General features: G+C 66.9%; 15 protein-coding genes. 3 read left to right on the forward strand and 12 right to left on the reverse strand.

The features are described from left to right. Window positions 1-114: 114 nt before the first annotated feature. Window positions 115-1,170 carry an aldo/keto reductase gene (locus IB257_RS14280; RefSeq protein WP_192492456.1) on the forward strand — a complete coding sequence of 352 codons (1,056 nt, stop codon included), beginning with the start codon at window positions 115-117 and terminating at the stop codon, window positions 1,168-1,170. 7 nt (window positions 1,171-1,177) lie between these two features. Here IB257_RS14280 and lnt read toward each other — a convergent pair whose 3' ends face one another. The 5 genes from lnt to miaB form a co-directional block, all read right to left on the reverse strand. Then, entirely contained in the window at window positions 1,178-2,806 is a 1,629-nt protein-coding gene (gene lnt / locus IB257_RS14285; RefSeq protein WP_119451033.1) for an apolipoprotein N-acyltransferase, read from the reverse strand. Next, complete coding sequence (locus IB257_RS14290; RefSeq protein WP_054451565.1) at window positions 2,803-3,693, reverse strand: HlyC/CorC family transporter; 891 nt, start codon at window positions 3,691-3,693, stop codon at window positions 2,803-2,805. Before IB257_RS14290 ends, lnt begins: the two co-directional genes overlap by 4 nt. A gap of 237 nt (window positions 3,694-3,930) precedes the next feature. Then, a complete protein-coding gene (gene ybeY / locus IB257_RS14295) occupies window positions 3,931-4,404 on the reverse strand; it encodes an rRNA maturation RNase YbeY (RefSeq protein WP_175181895.1) in 474 nt (157 codons plus the stop codon). Next, complete coding sequence (locus tag IB257_RS14300; RefSeq protein WP_192492457.1) at window positions 4,394-5,419, reverse strand: PhoH family protein; 1,026 nt, start codon at window positions 5,417-5,419, stop codon at window positions 4,394-4,396. Before IB257_RS14300 ends, ybeY begins: the two co-directional genes overlap by 11 nt. Beyond that, window positions 5,416-6,849, reverse strand: coding sequence for a tRNA (N6-isopentenyl adenosine(37)-C2)-methylthiotransferase MiaB (gene miaB / locus IB257_RS14305; protein WP_054451562.1), 1,434 nt, complete (start codon window positions 6,847-6,849; stop codon window positions 5,416-5,418). The genes IB257_RS14300 and miaB overlap by 4 nt, the downstream gene beginning before the upstream one ends. A gap of 171 nt (window positions 6,850-7,020) precedes the next feature. Here miaB and IB257_RS14310 point away from each other — a divergent pair, with 171 nt between their 5' ends. Next, window positions 7,021-7,782 carry a phosphatase PAP2 family protein gene (locus tag IB257_RS14310; protein ID WP_175181896.1) on the forward strand — a complete coding sequence of 254 codons (762 nt, stop codon included), beginning with the start codon at window positions 7,021-7,023 and terminating at the stop codon, window positions 7,780-7,782. Between the two features lie 353 nt (window positions 7,783-8,135). Here IB257_RS14310 and IB257_RS14315 read toward each other — a convergent pair whose 3' ends face one another. The 5 genes from IB257_RS14315 to IB257_RS14335 form a co-directional block, all read right to left on the reverse strand. Further along, complete coding sequence (locus IB257_RS14315; protein ID WP_192492458.1) at window positions 8,136-8,846, reverse strand: alanyl-tRNA editing protein; 711 nt, start codon at window positions 8,844-8,846, stop codon at window positions 8,136-8,138. A gap of 49 nt (window positions 8,847-8,895) precedes the next feature. Further along, window positions 8,896-9,573: a VOC family protein gene (locus IB257_RS14320; RefSeq protein WP_192492459.1), complete on the reverse strand. Its 678-nt coding sequence runs from the start codon at window positions 9,571-9,573 to the stop codon at window positions 8,896-8,898. Window positions 9,574-9,643: 70 nt separating this feature from the next. Beyond that, the gene (locus IB257_RS14325; RefSeq protein ID WP_054451559.1) at window positions 9,644-10,249 is read right to left on the reverse strand and encodes an ATP-dependent Clp protease proteolytic subunit; all 606 of its coding nucleotides are present in this window, start codon (window positions 10,247-10,249) and stop codon (window positions 9,644-9,646) included. A 44-nt stretch (window positions 10,250-10,293) separates the two neighbouring features. Continuing rightward, window positions 10,294-10,653: an SRPBCC domain-containing protein gene (locus IB257_RS14330; protein ID WP_192492460.1), complete on the reverse strand. Its 360-nt coding sequence runs from the start codon at window positions 10,651-10,653 to the stop codon at window positions 10,294-10,296. Next, a complete protein-coding gene (locus IB257_RS14335) occupies window positions 10,650-10,964 on the reverse strand; it encodes a helix-turn-helix transcriptional regulator (protein ID WP_054451557.1) in 315 nt (104 codons plus the stop codon). The genes IB257_RS14330 and IB257_RS14335 overlap by 4 nt, the downstream gene beginning before the upstream one ends. A 120-nt stretch (window positions 10,965-11,084) precedes the next feature. On the opposite strand from IB257_RS14335, the gene IB257_RS14340 reads away from it, so the two are divergent. Beyond that, the gene (locus tag IB257_RS14340; RefSeq protein WP_156337323.1) at window positions 11,085-11,420 is read left to right on the forward strand and encodes a hypothetical protein; all 336 of its coding nucleotides are present in this window, start codon (window positions 11,085-11,087) and stop codon (window positions 11,418-11,420) included. 174 nt (window positions 11,421-11,594) lie between these two features. Here the strand turns inward: IB257_RS14340 and IB257_RS31550 are convergent, their stop codons facing one another. After that, window positions 11,595-12,029, reverse strand: coding sequence for a Fic family protein (locus IB257_RS31550; protein WP_225588904.1), 435 nt, complete (start codon window positions 12,027-12,029; stop codon window positions 11,595-11,597). Then, window positions 11,941-13,149, reverse strand: coding sequence for a helix-turn-helix domain-containing protein (locus IB257_RS14345; protein WP_225588905.1), 1,209 nt, complete (start codon window positions 13,147-13,149; stop codon window positions 11,941-11,943). The genes IB257_RS31550 and IB257_RS14345 overlap by 89 nt, the downstream gene beginning before the upstream one ends. Between the last annotated feature and the right edge of the window lie 5 nt (window positions 13,150-13,154).

Here is a 13,154-nt window from a genome sequence, read left to right on the forward strand (position 1 = left end):
TGATTGATGCAGAAATCAAGTAAATCAAAGACTTGTGAGAATGCTATCGTGAGCGGAAATTTTTTTCGTCGATCCGGCATTTTTTGCACCGGACCCGCACACACGGACATCGCCATGAGCAGCAAGACTTCGTTCCCCACACGCCCGCTGGGCCAGAGCGGCATGGACATCACCCGCATCGGGCTGGGCGCCTGGGCCATCGGCGGCAGCGGTTGGGCGGTGGGGTGGGGGCCGCAGGACGACGCCGATTCGGTGGCGGCGATCCGCCGGGCCGTCGAGCGCGGCATCAACTGGATCGATACCGCGGCGGTGTACGGCCTGGGGCATTCCGAGGAGATCGTGCGCCGCGCGCTGGCGCAGATGGCGCCGGACGCCCGGCCTTACGTGTTCACAAAGTGCGGCCTGACCTGGTCTGCGGAACAGCCGCAGGCGATGCCGCGGCGCACCGGCGCGCCGGCCAGCATCCGGCGCGAAGTCGAAGATTCGTTGCGCAGGCTGGGCGTCGAACGCATCGATCTCTACCAGATGCACTGGCCGGCGGGCGATGGCACGCCGCTGGAACTGTACTGGCAGGAACTGCTGGATCTGAAGCGGGAGGGCAAGGTCAGGGCGGTGGGCCTGTCCAACCACAATCTTGCGCAGCTGCAGCAGGCAGAAGCGCTGGGGCATGTGGATACGCTGCAACCGCCGTTTTCGGCCATTCAGCGCGTCGCGGGCGCGGAGCTGATTCCGTGGTGCGAACGTAACGGCACGGGCGTGATCGTCTACAGCCCGATGCAGTCCGGCCTGCTGACCGGCGCCTTCAGCGTGGAGCGCGCCCGCGCTCTGCCGGCGGATGATTGGCGCGCGCGCAACGCGGAGTTCGCCTCGCCCGGCATCGAGCGCAACCTGGCGCTGGCCGATGCGTTCAAGCCCATCGCCGAACGCCACGGCGCCACGGTGGCGGCCGTGGCGGCGGCCTGGACGCTGGCCTGGCCGGGCGTCACGGGCGCGATCGTGGGCGCCCGCAGCGCGGCTCAGGTGAATGGACTGCTGGGCGCAGCGTCGCTGGAACTGGATGGCGATGACATGGACGCCATCGCGGACGCGATCGAGCGTACCGGCGCCGGAAGCGGGCCGCTGCGCCCGCCCGGGGAGAGCGGCGCGCTGCCGGCGAATCTGTTCGCTTGAGGGCGCCTCAGGCGCGACGCGTCTTGCGGCCGCTGCCGAACGCGGCGATCAGCGCCAGGCCGATCAGGGCCAGTGCCGTCTTGTCGCCAAAGCGCGCGTATGGCGTCAGCCCCGTCATGCCTTGCACGGCCACCGGCAGCACACCGGCCTGCAGCGGCGCGAGCTGGGCCGCGACGCGGCCTTTGGCGTCAATGGCGGCGGTGATGCCGGTGTTGGTGGAGGTCAGCATGGGCCGCGCCGTTTCCATGGTGCGCACGCGGCCGATCTGCAGATGCTGGCGCAAGGCCCAGGAGTCGCCGAACCAGCCCAGGTTGCTCACGTTCACCAGTATCGTCGCGCCCGGTTCGCCGTTGGGGCCGGGTTGCAGCGCGGGCAACAGGTCGGGGCCGAACAGGTCTTCGTAGCAGATGTTGAACGCGATGTGCTGGCCGCCGACCGCGAAGGGCGTCTGGCGTACCGCGCCGCGATCGAAGTCGCCCAGCGGAATGTTCAGCATGTCGACGAACCAGTGGAATCCGGGCGGCACGTATTCGCCCCAGGGCACCAGGTGGCGCTTGTCGTAGCGCATGGCGGTGGTGCCGGCCACGAGCTGTTCGACCGGGGTATTGCCGTCAAAGCCCATGACGCTGTTGGTGTAGCGCTCGCGGCCATTGACGCGGTCGTGCAGCGGCACGCCCATGGCGATGGTGGTATTGCGCTGGGCGGCCAGGTCGCGCCAGACCGCCCAGACGCGCGGATCCAGCTGGTCCTGGAAGATGGGCAGCACGGTTTCCGGCAAGATGATCAACTGCGGCGCGGGCACGCCGGGAGCCGGCGGCATGGCTGCCAGGTCCAGGTGGCGCACCAGGCTCTGGTCGAGCAGGGCAGGGTCGAACTTCTGCGACTGCTCGATGTTGCCCTGGACCAGGCGCACGTTCAGCGGATCGCCGGACGGCGTGGACCAGTCGATGCGGGACAGCGGCCAGCCAGCGGCGGCCAGGGCCAGCGCGATACCGGCGGCCAGGGCGTGGCGCGAGCCAGTCCCGCTTTTGCGCGAGGGCTGCCAGAGGCTGGCGAGGGCAGCGGCGACGAAGGCGGCCAGGAAGGCCATGCCGTGCACGCCAAGCAGCGGCGCCCAGCCTGCGATGGGGCTATCGACTTGCGCGTAACCGATATTGAGCCAGGGAAAGCCCGTCAGCAGCACGGCGCGCAGCCATTCGAAGGCCGCCCACATCGCAGCCCAGGCCAGCGTGCCCGACAGTATGCGGGAGGGCGGAGAGCCCGGCTCCAACGGCGCGTAGCGGCGCGCCAGCGCGCTGGCCGTGGCCGGGAACAGCGCCAGGAAGGCCGACAGCGCCAGCACCGCGGCCACGGCCAGCGGCGCGGCCAGATCGCCGTAGCGGTGCAGGCTGATGAAAATCCAGTAGAGGCCCAGCGAGTAGCTGGCGAAGCTGAACAGCCAGCCGCGCAGCCAGGCCTGTTTGGCCGAGGGCGCATACAGGGTCACGCGCGCAACGATGGCCAGCATCAGGACCTGTGTGGCCGCCAAGGCCCAATCCGGCAGGGGACCGGGCGAAAAAGTCAGGGCGTGCACGGCGCCCGCCAGCACCAGGCCGGCGGCGCCGCGCAGTTTATGGCTGCGCGGGGACTGGGTCATGCGTCTTCGGAGGAGCGGGGGGCTTGGGGTGCGGCGTTGCGCTTGACGCGCAGCCAGATGGCGCGGCGCGCGTCGCCGCGGGCCACTTCCAGGCGCAGGCCGTCGAATTCGGCGATGTCGCCGCGGCGCGGGATGCGGCCCAGCTGTCCGCCCATCCAGCCGCCGACGCTGTCGTACTCGTCGTCGGGCAACTGGCAGCCGAACACGTCGTTGAAGTGCGAGATGTCGGTGGCCGCCAGGACGCGCCACTGGTTTTCGCCTTCGGGGAAGATCGAGTCTTCCTCGGTTTCGTCGAATTCGTCTTCGATATCGCCGACGATCTGTTCCAGCACGTCTTCCATCGTCACCAGGCCGGAAATGCCGCCATGCTCATCGATGACGATGGCCTGGTGGTTGCGGCTGGCGCGGAACTCGTGCAGGAGCACGTTCAGGCGCTTGGATTCGGGGATGAAGACGGCGGGCCGCACCAGCGTGCGCACCTCGATGCCGGGTTCCAGCATGCAGCGCAGCAGATCCTTGGCCAGCAGGATGCCGATGATGTTGTCGCGATCGCCTTCGTAGACGGGGAAGCGCGAGTGGGCGGTCTCGATGACCGAGGCGACCAGGTAGGGAATGGGCTGCGTGACGTCCAGCAGATCCATGCGCGAACGCGGGACCATGATGTCGCCCACGGTGCCTTCGGACACGGCGAGCGCGCCCTTGATCATCTTGTAGGATTCCGCGTCGAGCAGTTGGCGTTCGTGCGCGGCTTCCAGAACGGCCTTGATGCCTTCGCGGTCCTCAGGCTCGCGGCGCACGAGGGAAAGCAGGCGGTCTAGAAGGGATTTGGCGGCAGGTTTGGAGGAGCGAGCAGGCGTCGCTTCGGGAGCAGGATAAGGGTCAGACATCGTCCGGGAGGACAAGTTATGGAGGGCCCAGCATAACCGATACTGGCCTGCAATTTGTAACGGCGGCCCCCAAAATGAGGGGAACCGCCGCCATCTGCGCCTTGCTGGACGCCATTTTGCGGCAATTTTTGCCGCCGGGCCGCCCCAAGGCAAAAATCGCCCCCTCGGGGGGCAGCAAGCGCCTAAGGCGCGCAGCGTGGGGGCCAATTTTTCTCAGGGTTGACCCGAGTCCGCGCGTCAGGCTGCCACGTAAGGATCGGCGATGCGCATGGCGGCCAGCGTGGCGGTCTCCAGGGCCTCCATGCGCTTGGCGTCGCGGGCCTTGATGTGGTCGTAGCCCAGCGCGTGCAGCACGCCGTGGATGGTGAGATGGGCGGCGTGGTCCAGGAGCGCCTTGCGCTGTTCGCGGGCCTCGCGCACCAGCACCGGCACGCACATGACGATGTCGCCGCGCGCAACGCCCAGCGGATCCACGCCGTATTCGAAGGTCAGCACATTGGTGGCATAGTCGCGGCCGCGGAAGTCGCGGTTCAGGCGCCGGCCTTCGGCCGCGCCAACCAGCCGCAAGCTCAGCTCCGCCGCGGAAAACGCGACCAGGCCGTCGTCGGCCGCGCCCGCCAGCGCGCGTTCGGCCCAGCGGCGCAGGCGCCAGCGGGGCAGGCGGGCTTCCTCGACGCCGTATTGCACGGACAGGGACAGTTCAGGTTTCATCTTCGGTGGCGCGGTCGTAGGCGTCGACGATGCGGGCGACCAGGGGATGGCGCACGACGTCTCGGCTGGTGAATCGGGTGGTGGCGATGCCCTGCACGTCGTGCAGCACCTTCACCGCATGCGCCAGGCCGCTGTCCTGGCCACGCGGCAAGTCCACCTGCGACGGGTCGCCGGTAATGACCGCCTTGCTGCCGAAGCCGATCCGCGTCAGGAACATCTTCATCTGTTCCGGCGTGGTGTTCTGCGCTTCGTCCAGGATGACGAAGGCGTGGTTGAGCGTGCGGCCGCGCATGTAGGCCAGCGGCGCGATTTCGATGGTCTGCTTTTCGAACAGGCGCTGCACCTTTTCGAAGCCCATCAGGTCGTACAGCGCGTCGTACAGCGGGCGCAGGTACGGGTCCACCTTCTGCGCCAGGTCGCCGGGCAGAAAGCCCAGGCGTTCGCCGGCTTCGACCGCGGGGCGTGTCAGCACCAGGCGTTGCACGGTGTCGCGCTCCATTGCGTCGATGGCGCAGGCCACGGCCAGCCAGGTCTTGCCGGTGCCGGCGGGACCGACGCCGAAGGTGATGTCGTGCTTGAGGATGTTGTTCAGGTAGTCGCGCTGGCGCGGCGTGCGCGGACGCAGGTCGCTGCGCTTGGTGCGCAGGGCGATGCTGTCGCTTTCGTCGTCCAGGGCGGGCAGCGGGTCGGCCTCGCGGGCCTGCTCTTCCTTCAGTTCCTGTTCCTGCCGCCCGACGCCGATCTCGACCAGCCCGAGCTGGATGTCGTCGACCGACAGGGCGCGGTGCACGGCCTGTTCGTGGAAGCGGCGCAGTATCCGGCCGGCGAGTTCCGCGAGTTCGCCTTCGATGGTGACTCGGCTGCCGCGGCGCGAGAGCTTGACGTTCATGCCGTCGGCCAGCTGCCGCAGGTTTTCGTCCAGCGGGCCGCAGAGATTGGCCAGATGGGTGTTGTCGCCGTCCAGGGTGACGACGATGGGCATGCTGCGGCGGGCGCGGGAGCGGGGAGTGGTCATTCGGCCTCTTGGGGAGTGCGGTCCACGTCGGCGACCCGGGCGCGCAGCGAATTGGTGTGCGCTTCGGTGATGATGACGTCGACCATTTGTCCGATGAGCCGCGCGGGCGCGGCGAAGTTCACGATGCGGTTGTTCTCGGTGCGGCCCATCAGTTCGTTCGGGTCGCGGCGCGAGGGGCCTTCGACCAGCAGGCGCTGGCGCGTGCCGACCATGTTGCGGGCGATCGTGGCCGCCTGCTCGTTGATCAGCGCCTGCAGGCGCTGCAGGCGGCGCAGCTTCACGTCTTGCGGCGTGTCGTCGTGCAGGTCGGCGGCGGGCGTGCCCGGGCGGCGCGAATACACGAACGAGAACGAGGTGTCGAAGCCGACGTCCTCGATCAGCTTCATGGTCTTTTCGAAGTCTTCCTCGGTTTCGCCGGGAAAGCCCACGATGAAGTCCGAGGACAGCGTCAGGTCGGGGCGGGCGGCGCGCAGGCGGCGCACCACCGACTTGAATTCCAGGGTGGTGTAGCCGCGCTTCATGGCCGCCAGCACGCGGTCGCTGCCGGCCTGCACCGGCAGGTGCAGGAAGGACACCAGCTTGGGCAGGCGGGCGTAGGCGTCCACCATGCGCTGGGTCATTTCCTTGGGGTGCGAGGTGGTGTAGCGGATGCGCTCGATGCCCGGGATTTCGTGCACGTATTCCAGCAGCATGGCGAAGTCGGCGATCTCGTCGCTGTCGGTCATGCGGCCGCGGTAGGCGTTGACGTTCTGGCCCAGCAGCGTCACTTCCTTCACGCCCTGGTCGGCCAGGTCGGCGACCTCCACCAGCACGTCCTCGAAGGGGCGCGAGACTTCCTCGCCGCGCGTGTAGGGCACGACACAGAAGCTGCAGTACTTGCTACAGCCTTCCATGATGGAGACGAACGCCGTGGCGCCGTCCACGCGGGGCGGCGGCATGTTGTCGAACTTTTCGATCTCGGGGAAGCTGATGTCCACCTGCGAGCGGCCTTCGTCGCGGCGGCGCTTGATCAGGTCCGGCAGGCGATGCAGCGTCTGCGGACCGAACACCACGTCCACGTAGGGCGCGCGCTTGACGATGGCTTCGCCTTCCTGGCTGGCCACGCAGCCGCCCACGCCGATCACCAGGTTGGGATTGGTCTTCTTCAGGTGCTGCACGCGGCCCAGGTCCGAGAAGACCTTTTCCTGCGCCTTCTCGCGCACCGAACAGGTGTTGAACAGGATGACGTCGGCGTCTTCCGGGTTGTCGGTGAGTTCCAGGCCCTGGTCGCCGCGCAGCACGTCGGCCATCTTGTCCGAGTCGTACTCGTTCATCTGGCAGCCGAAGGTGCGGATGTACAGCTTGCGGGGGGAGCCGGCGTCCGCGGCGGGGAGGGCGGCGCTGGCGCCGTCGGGCGCGGCGTCGGCGCGCTTGAGGGTGGTTTCTTGCATGATGGTCGCCGTGACGGGTGTAGATCCCGGGGGCAGAGAATGGTAGGAAACCCGGGATTTTAACCCTTGCCCGCATTTGCTTCTTGGTCTGGCGCGCGCAGGCCGTTACGATAGCGTGCTGGGCTGATTTTGCAGCCCAGGAACGTTTCTCATTTCCCGATAGCGGTATCGATGAACAGCAATCCCCTGACGCCTTCGGCGGCCGCTCCCGTATCCGACGCCTCAGCCAGCCTCACGCCGGACCAGTTCCGCAACCCCTTTTCCGCGCTGACCTGGGTGCTGCTGGGCTGCGCCCTGGCGCTGGCCGCCAGCGCGTGCGCGTTGTGGGTGGACCTGCCGCTGGCGGTGTGGATCAAGCAGTCGGTATCTGAAGGCGTGAACGAATCCTTCGAATGGATCGGTGAACTCGGCGAAAGCGGCCCTTATATCGGCGTGGCGCTGGCCTTCTACGTGATCGGGTTGGTCGGCCTGGCGCGCGGCTGGCGCAATCCGGTGCGCATGAGCTACGCCAGCATGGCGCGCGGCAGCCTGCTGATGCTGTCGACCCTGGCGGTCGGCGGACTGGTGGTGCTGGTGCTCAAGCGTTCGGTGGCGCGGGCGCGTCCCGAGCTGTTCTTCGAAAAAGGCATCTACGGGGTGGGCGAGTCGTTCTCGCGCGCCCAGCTGTACAACTCCTTCCCCTCCAGCCACACCTATGCGGCATTTGCCGTGGCAGTGGTGCTGGGCATCCTGGCGCCGCGCTGGCGCTGGGTCTTCCTGCTGCTGGCGGCGCTGGTGGCGATGAGCCGGCTGGTCAACCTGGACCACTATCTGTCGGACGTGATGACGGCCGCGGGCATTGCGGTGCTGGTCGGGCACGTGCTGGCGCCCCGTGTGCTGGGCGCCGGATATCAGTGGCCCCTGCGCGCGCCCTGGCGCTGGTGGAAGAAGTAAGGTTTGCTGTTGCTGGCGTTGGGTTGTGCTTCGTAGGTCGCCCGTCGTCGCGGGCGGCGTGGCGGCTCGCGCCCACGATTGCGGTCCGGAGCGTTCGCTCCGGACTGGCCTCGGCGGCCCCCCCCCGTCGTCATCTTCGTCAAGGCCTTCGGCCTTTCCTTCAGATTCCCTCGGGCGCATCGAGGTTGCGAGCCGCCACGCCGCCCGCGACGACGGGCTACGTGCGTCTTGGCTAGTTGCGCTGCTGGAGCTGTGGTCGGGGGCGAGTCGTGGGCTGCCCGTGTTGTTCGGCCGCGCGGGCGGCCGAACAACACATACATGATTCCGGCCAGGGGCGGGCTCCAGACTACGCCTTACGCGAAATTCACCACCACGCGCCGGTTGGTGCGGCTCTTTTTCTCGATCTTCGTAACGATCACCGCGCCGATCTCGCCGGTGTTGGCCACGTGCGTGCCACCACAGGGCTGGCGATCCACGCCGGGAATCTCGACGATGCGTATGCTGGCCGTGCCGGCCGGGGGCGCGGCGCCTATGGTGCGCACCAGATCGGGTTGTGCGGCCAGTTCCTCGGGCGTGATGCAGTTGATGCTGACGCCGGTGCGGGCGTCGATTAGGGCGTTCAGGCGTTCGGTCAGGTCGGCCTTGTCCAGTGTGGATTCGGGCAGGTCGAAGTCGATGCGGGCGGAGTCGGGCGAAATATTGCAGCCGGTCACCGGCGCGGGCACCAGCGAGCCCAGCAGATGCAGACAGGTGTGCAGGCGCATGAGGCGGTGGCGGCGAGGCCAGTCTATGGCCACCGAAACGCGCTCGCCCATTTGCGGGGCGATGTCGCCTTCCAGCACGTGCAGGATGCGCTTGCGGTCTTCGGCGTAGACGGTGTCGGCAAGCGTCAGCGCGCGGCCGTCGGCCAGCGTCAAGGTGCCGCTGTCTCCCGCCTGGCCGCCGCTGCGCGCGTAGCAGACAGTCTCGTCCAGTTCGACGCCCTCGGGGCTGACCGCGATCACGGTGGCCTCGCATTGGTCCAGGTAAGGGTCTTCGTCGAATCGCTTGCGGGTGGCATTCATGTAAAGGGTCTCCGGATGTTCTGGTTTTTTTGCAAGGCGGGGCGGACGATCAGGCCAGGATCTTCAGGCCACCGGCCGTTTCGATCTGTGCGCTCAGGCGCGGCGGGCCGTCGACCTGTTCCACCTGGATCAGGTGGTCCGCGCCCAGCCAGGCCAGCCCTTGGCGCAGCAGCCCGGCCTGCGGATGGCTGCCGGACAGTTGCTTGAGTGTGAGGTGCTGGCGCGGCAGGCTGACGCCGGGGTAGTCGGCCACGTCCCACTGGATCAGCGTGGGCAGCAGACCGTCGCCGGCCGCATGGCCCGCTTCGCGCCAGGCGGGCAGGCTGCCGTCGTCGGGCACCGTCAGCCGCCAGCGCAACTGCCCGCGTTCCATGGGAATGGCGGGCGGGATGCGTGCGGGATGCTCCGCCTGCATACGCGTCAGATCCAGCGGCGCTTCGACCCGCGCCGCCCAATGCGCCAGGTAGGGACCCTGGGCGATGCGGGCGCGGACGGCGTCCTGATCCAGCCCGAACCAACGTGGCCGCGCAGGCGCCGGGGCCTGAGGATCGATGGCGATGACTTCGAGGTAGATGCCGCCGGCCATGCCCAGCACCCGGTTGTGGGTGCCCATGCGCGGATGCGCGCCGCCGCCCGAGGGGGTGATGCCGAGCAGTGCTGCGACGTATTCGGTGCCGCTGTCCAGGTCCGCGGCGGCGATGACGAGGTGATCGATGACGAGTTTCATGGTCCGGCTATGGTAGCGAATCCGCGCGGATCCGTACCCGTACAGCGCGACGGGGGCGGGCGGTACAGTGTCAGACGCCCAGGTCCCGGCGCTTCAGCACCCGGTCTATCAGGCCCCATTCCAGCGCTTCCTCCGCGCTCATGTAGCAGTCGCGGTCCAGTGTGCGCTCTACGTCTTCGTAGCTGCGTCCGCAGTGCTGGGCGTAGACGCGCGTGACGCGGTCCTTGGTCCTGCGCATTTCCTCGGCGTGGATGAGCACGTCCGAGGCCTGGCCCTGGAAGCCGCCTAAAGGCTGATGCACGTGCACGCTGGCATTGGCCAGCGCGCATCGTTCGCCGGGTTCGCCCGCCATCAGCAGGAACGAGCCCATGGAGCGCGCCGTGCCCATGCACAGCGTGTGCACCGGCGCAGTGATGAACTGCATGGTGTCGTACATGGCCAGGCCGCTGGTGATGACGCCGCCAGGGGAGTTGATGTAGAGATGGATGGGCTTGGTGGGGTTCTCGGATTCCAGGAACAGCAGCTGGGCGCAGACCAGCGCCGACACCGAGTCGTTGACTTCGCCGTTCAGGAAGATGATGCGGTCGCGCAGCAGTCGCGAATAGATGTCGAAGGACCGCTCGCCGCGGCCGGACTGCTCGACCACCATGGGTACGTATTGCATCACGTCCTGCATGGACGAATCTCCTGGGTTGCGATTGCCTTGCGCTTGGGCCGGGTTCAGGCGGCGCGCATGAGGAAGGGGCCGGCGTCGTTGGCGGCTGGGCGCCCGCGGCGTTCGAACCGCGCGTCGTCCAGCGCGTGGATGATGCGCAGGAGCGTGCGGCCGTCGGCGACGGGCCGGATCTGGAAGGTCACCAGGCTTTCGAGGAAAGGCGGCTCCTCGTCGCGCATGCGGTATTGGATTTCTTCGGCAGGCGTCGCGTCCGCGGGTTCGGCGCTGGCCAGCGCCCGTCCAGGCAGCCATTGCTCGCGGAATTCGGGGATGCTGATGGCGCGCCAGACTTTTTCGGGCGGCGCGTCGAGTTCGTATTCGAGCACGATGTCCTGGGGCGAGTCTTGCGGCGCGGTCGGCTTCATTGGTCCATGTCCTTGAGCAGGGCGTTCAGGGCTTCGATGCGGGCCGGCCAGTAGGCGCGGTACTTCGCCAGCCATCCGGCGATGAGCGCAAGCCCGTCGGGGTCGACTTCATAGTTCACGAAACGGCCTTGTTTTTCCTCGCGCACCAGGCGGGCCTTGCGCAGCACCGCAAGGTGCTGCGACATGGCTGGCTGGCTGATCTCCATGCCGACGCGCAGGGCGCTGGCGTTCATGCCGCCGGCGGCGAGCTTTTCGAAGATGGCACGGCGGGTCGGATCGGCCAGGGCCTTGAAGATGTCGGTTTCGAGCATGACAATACATTAGTCAATACTTATGTATTGGTCAAGCGGAAAGCACCCTGTGCGCGTCCGAGAGCCATTTGCGATCGCGGCTGGCACAATGGCGCCGGACCTGCAGTCGGGAGCGACGCCGTGGCTTTTCTTCTATTCCCCGTCTTGTTCGCGGCCAGCCTGCTGATCAGCCTGGCGGCCGGCGCCGTGCATGGCCGGCGTCATGGTTGGAAGGCCCCGGCTACGCGGCGGTGGCTGTTCGTGGCGGGATGCCTTGTGCTTTCGTATCTGGTCGGCCTGGCGCTGGTCATTCATGACCCGTACTTCGACGACAACGGGGTGCCTGAATTCATTCCGTGGCGTTTCCGCTGGACCTGGGCCTGGCTCTACGCCGGCTTGCTGCAATTCGCCGTGGTTCCGAGCGGTTTGGCCCTGCGGCGCCTGGCCAGGCGTAAGACGGCAAGCGCCGCGCAATAAAAAATGTCCACCGTCAAGCTTTTCAGGCCATAGACTCGGCCTGAAAAACTGCGGCATGACAGGACGTTACGCTTAGCGCCCCGCACGTGGAGTCCCTGGGTTGGATTGGCAAGGGTCAGCTGGGAGCCGTCGCGTTCCAAGTCATGGCGCGCTGCGGCGCATGACGGCTCGGGCTTAGCTCGAAGAGCCATCGGGCCGCAGCGCCAGCCAGCGTCGCCCTGCATCCGTCAGCCGGTATCGTTGTTTGCTGCTGCGCGGCTTGTCGGGCAGGGTCATTTCGACCAGTCCTGATGCAAGGGCCGGGAGCAGGTAGGCCTTGCGGAAATGATCCTCGTGCTTGAGCGCCAACCCCTCCTGCAACTGCTGCCGGGACATCTCTCCGGCCAGAATGCGTAGCAGGCGCTCAACTTCCCCGGTGACTTCCCCGGTGACTTCCCCGGTGACTTCCCCGGTGACTTCCGGGGTCGGAACAAGCGCCAGCGGATGCCTCGGCAGTCGGATCACGAACGAAAGCCGATCATCATCCGTCTCGAACAGTGGTGCGGGCGAGCCGTTGGCCGCCATTTCCTTCAGGATTTTCGGAATGCCGGTGGAGCGCCCCTCGGTCATGTCCAGCTCTTTGAGGAACTCGCCGATGCGGCCGGTTGCGGTAGCGCCGGCTGACCGCACGGCCCGCCTTCAGATCTTCCATCCGGATCGACCGATCCGGGCCTGGGATGCTGAGGACAGTTAGTTCATCGTTGCTGATGCGCACCTCGATGGGCTCGCGCTCCTCGTAGGAACGGTGATAGACCGCGTTGACCACGGCCTCTTCGATGGCGGCGAACGGGAAATTCCAGACCCGCGTGGCCTCGGCACGGTCGGGATGCTTGATGACCGTCTCGCGCAGAAAGTTGCGCTGGATGTAGCCCAGCGCCTCGCGCGTCATCCGCGCCACCGGCCCCTTGAAGATCTTCTCGTCGAAGCGGTCGCCGCCCGCGCCTTCGGGGAACCAGACCACGTCGATCTGCAAGCTGGGGAAGAAGCGCTCCGGCGTTTCGTTGAAAAACAGCAGACCCACGTTCTTTGGCCAGGGCGATTCAGTAGGGCCGCCCGCCACGTTCATCTGACGTGCCAGCGCCTCGACGGAAAGCCCCGGTGCATCCGCCGCCAGTGCGCTGCCAACTTCCTGCAAGAACTCTTGCATCAAGGGTTTGGCAAGATCATCGACGCGCGCGAATTGATTGAAGCGGTCGTCGAATGGCACCTTGGCCGCCAGGCTCAACAATTCCTGTTCGGTGTCGCTCTTGGCCTCGACCGTGCTGCTGTAGCGACGGATGTAGTAGCGCCAAGTTTTCTTGTTGGCGGTGACGGCTTCGGGTGCCTTGTACGGTCGGGTCTGCCCGCCCGGCGCTTGCAGCACGATCAGGTTGCGACCTTCGACCACTTCGATGCTCAACACCGGGAAATACGGCGGCTGGATCAATTGGCAGTGCGCCAGCAGTTCACGCTGGATTTTGTCGAGCTGGTTGTCGGGCAGGCCAACCGGCGGAAAGACGGGCTGGCCGTTGGCATCGCAGTCCTGCCCGATCACCACATAGCCGCCGCCCAGGTTCTCGAAGTCATTGGCGAAGGCGCATAGGGTGCGGATGATCGCGTCCGGGTTCCAGCCGGCCTTGTACTCGATGCGTTCGCCCTCGACCGTGCGTTGGCGCAGCAGGTCGTCAAGGTTGATGGGGAGTTTGTTCATTTCAA

It is taken from the genome of Achromobacter sp. ACM03, from assembly GCF_014851665.1.
Lineage (GTDB): Bacteria > Pseudomonadota > Gammaproteobacteria > Burkholderiales > Burkholderiaceae_B > Achromobacter > Achromobacter aegrifaciens.

Excerpts from the sequence above, each read along its gene's own strand:
- IB257_RS14280 (WP_192492456.1), top strand. The coding sequence starts at position 115 with ATGAGCAGCAAGACTTCGTTCCCCACACGCCCGCTGGGCCAGAGCGGC.
- lnt (WP_119451033.1), bottom strand. The coding sequence starts at position 2,806 with ATGACCCAGTCCCCGCGCAGCCATAAACTGCGCGGCGCCGCCGGCCTG.
- IB257_RS14290 (WP_054451565.1), bottom strand. The coding sequence starts at position 3,693 with ATGTCTGACCCTTATCCTGCTCCCGAAGCGACGCCTGCTCGCTCCTCC.
- ybeY (WP_175181895.1), bottom strand. The coding sequence starts at position 4,404 with ATGAAACCTGAACTGTCCCTGTCCGTGCAATACGGCGTCGAGGAAGCC.
- IB257_RS14300 (WP_192492457.1), bottom strand. The coding sequence starts at position 5,419 with ATGACCACTCCCCGCTCCCGCGCCCGCCGCAGCATGCCCATCGTCGTC.
- miaB (WP_054451562.1), bottom strand. The coding sequence starts at position 6,849 with ATGCAAGAAACCACCCTCAAGCGCGCCGACGCCGCGCCCGACGGCGCC.
- IB257_RS14310 (WP_175181896.1), top strand. The coding sequence starts at position 7,021 with ATGAACAGCAATCCCCTGACGCCTTCGGCGGCCGCTCCCGTATCCGAC.
- IB257_RS14315 (WP_192492458.1), bottom strand. The coding sequence starts at position 8,846 with ATGAATGCCACCCGCAAGCGATTCGACGAAGACCCTTACCTGGACCAA.
- IB257_RS14320 (WP_192492459.1), bottom strand. The coding sequence starts at position 9,573 with ATGAAACTCGTCATCGATCACCTCGTCATCGCCGCCGCGGACCTGGAC.
- IB257_RS14325 (WP_054451559.1), bottom strand. The coding sequence starts at position 10,249 with ATGCAGGACGTGATGCAATACGTACCCATGGTGGTCGAGCAGTCCGGC.
- IB257_RS14330 (WP_192492460.1), bottom strand. The coding sequence starts at position 10,653 with ATGAAGCCGACCGCGCCGCAAGACTCGCCCCAGGACATCGTGCTCGAA.
- IB257_RS14335 (WP_054451557.1), bottom strand. The coding sequence starts at position 10,964 with ATGCTCGAAACCGACATCTTCAAGGCCCTGGCCGATCCGACCCGCCGT.
- IB257_RS31550 (WP_225588904.1), bottom strand. The coding sequence starts at position 12,029 with ATGACCGAGGGGCGCTCCACCGGCATTCCGAAAATCCTGAAGGAAATG.
- IB257_RS14345 (WP_225588905.1), bottom strand. The coding sequence starts at position 13,149 with ATGAACAAACTCCCCATCAACCTTGACGACCTGCTGCGCCAACGCACG.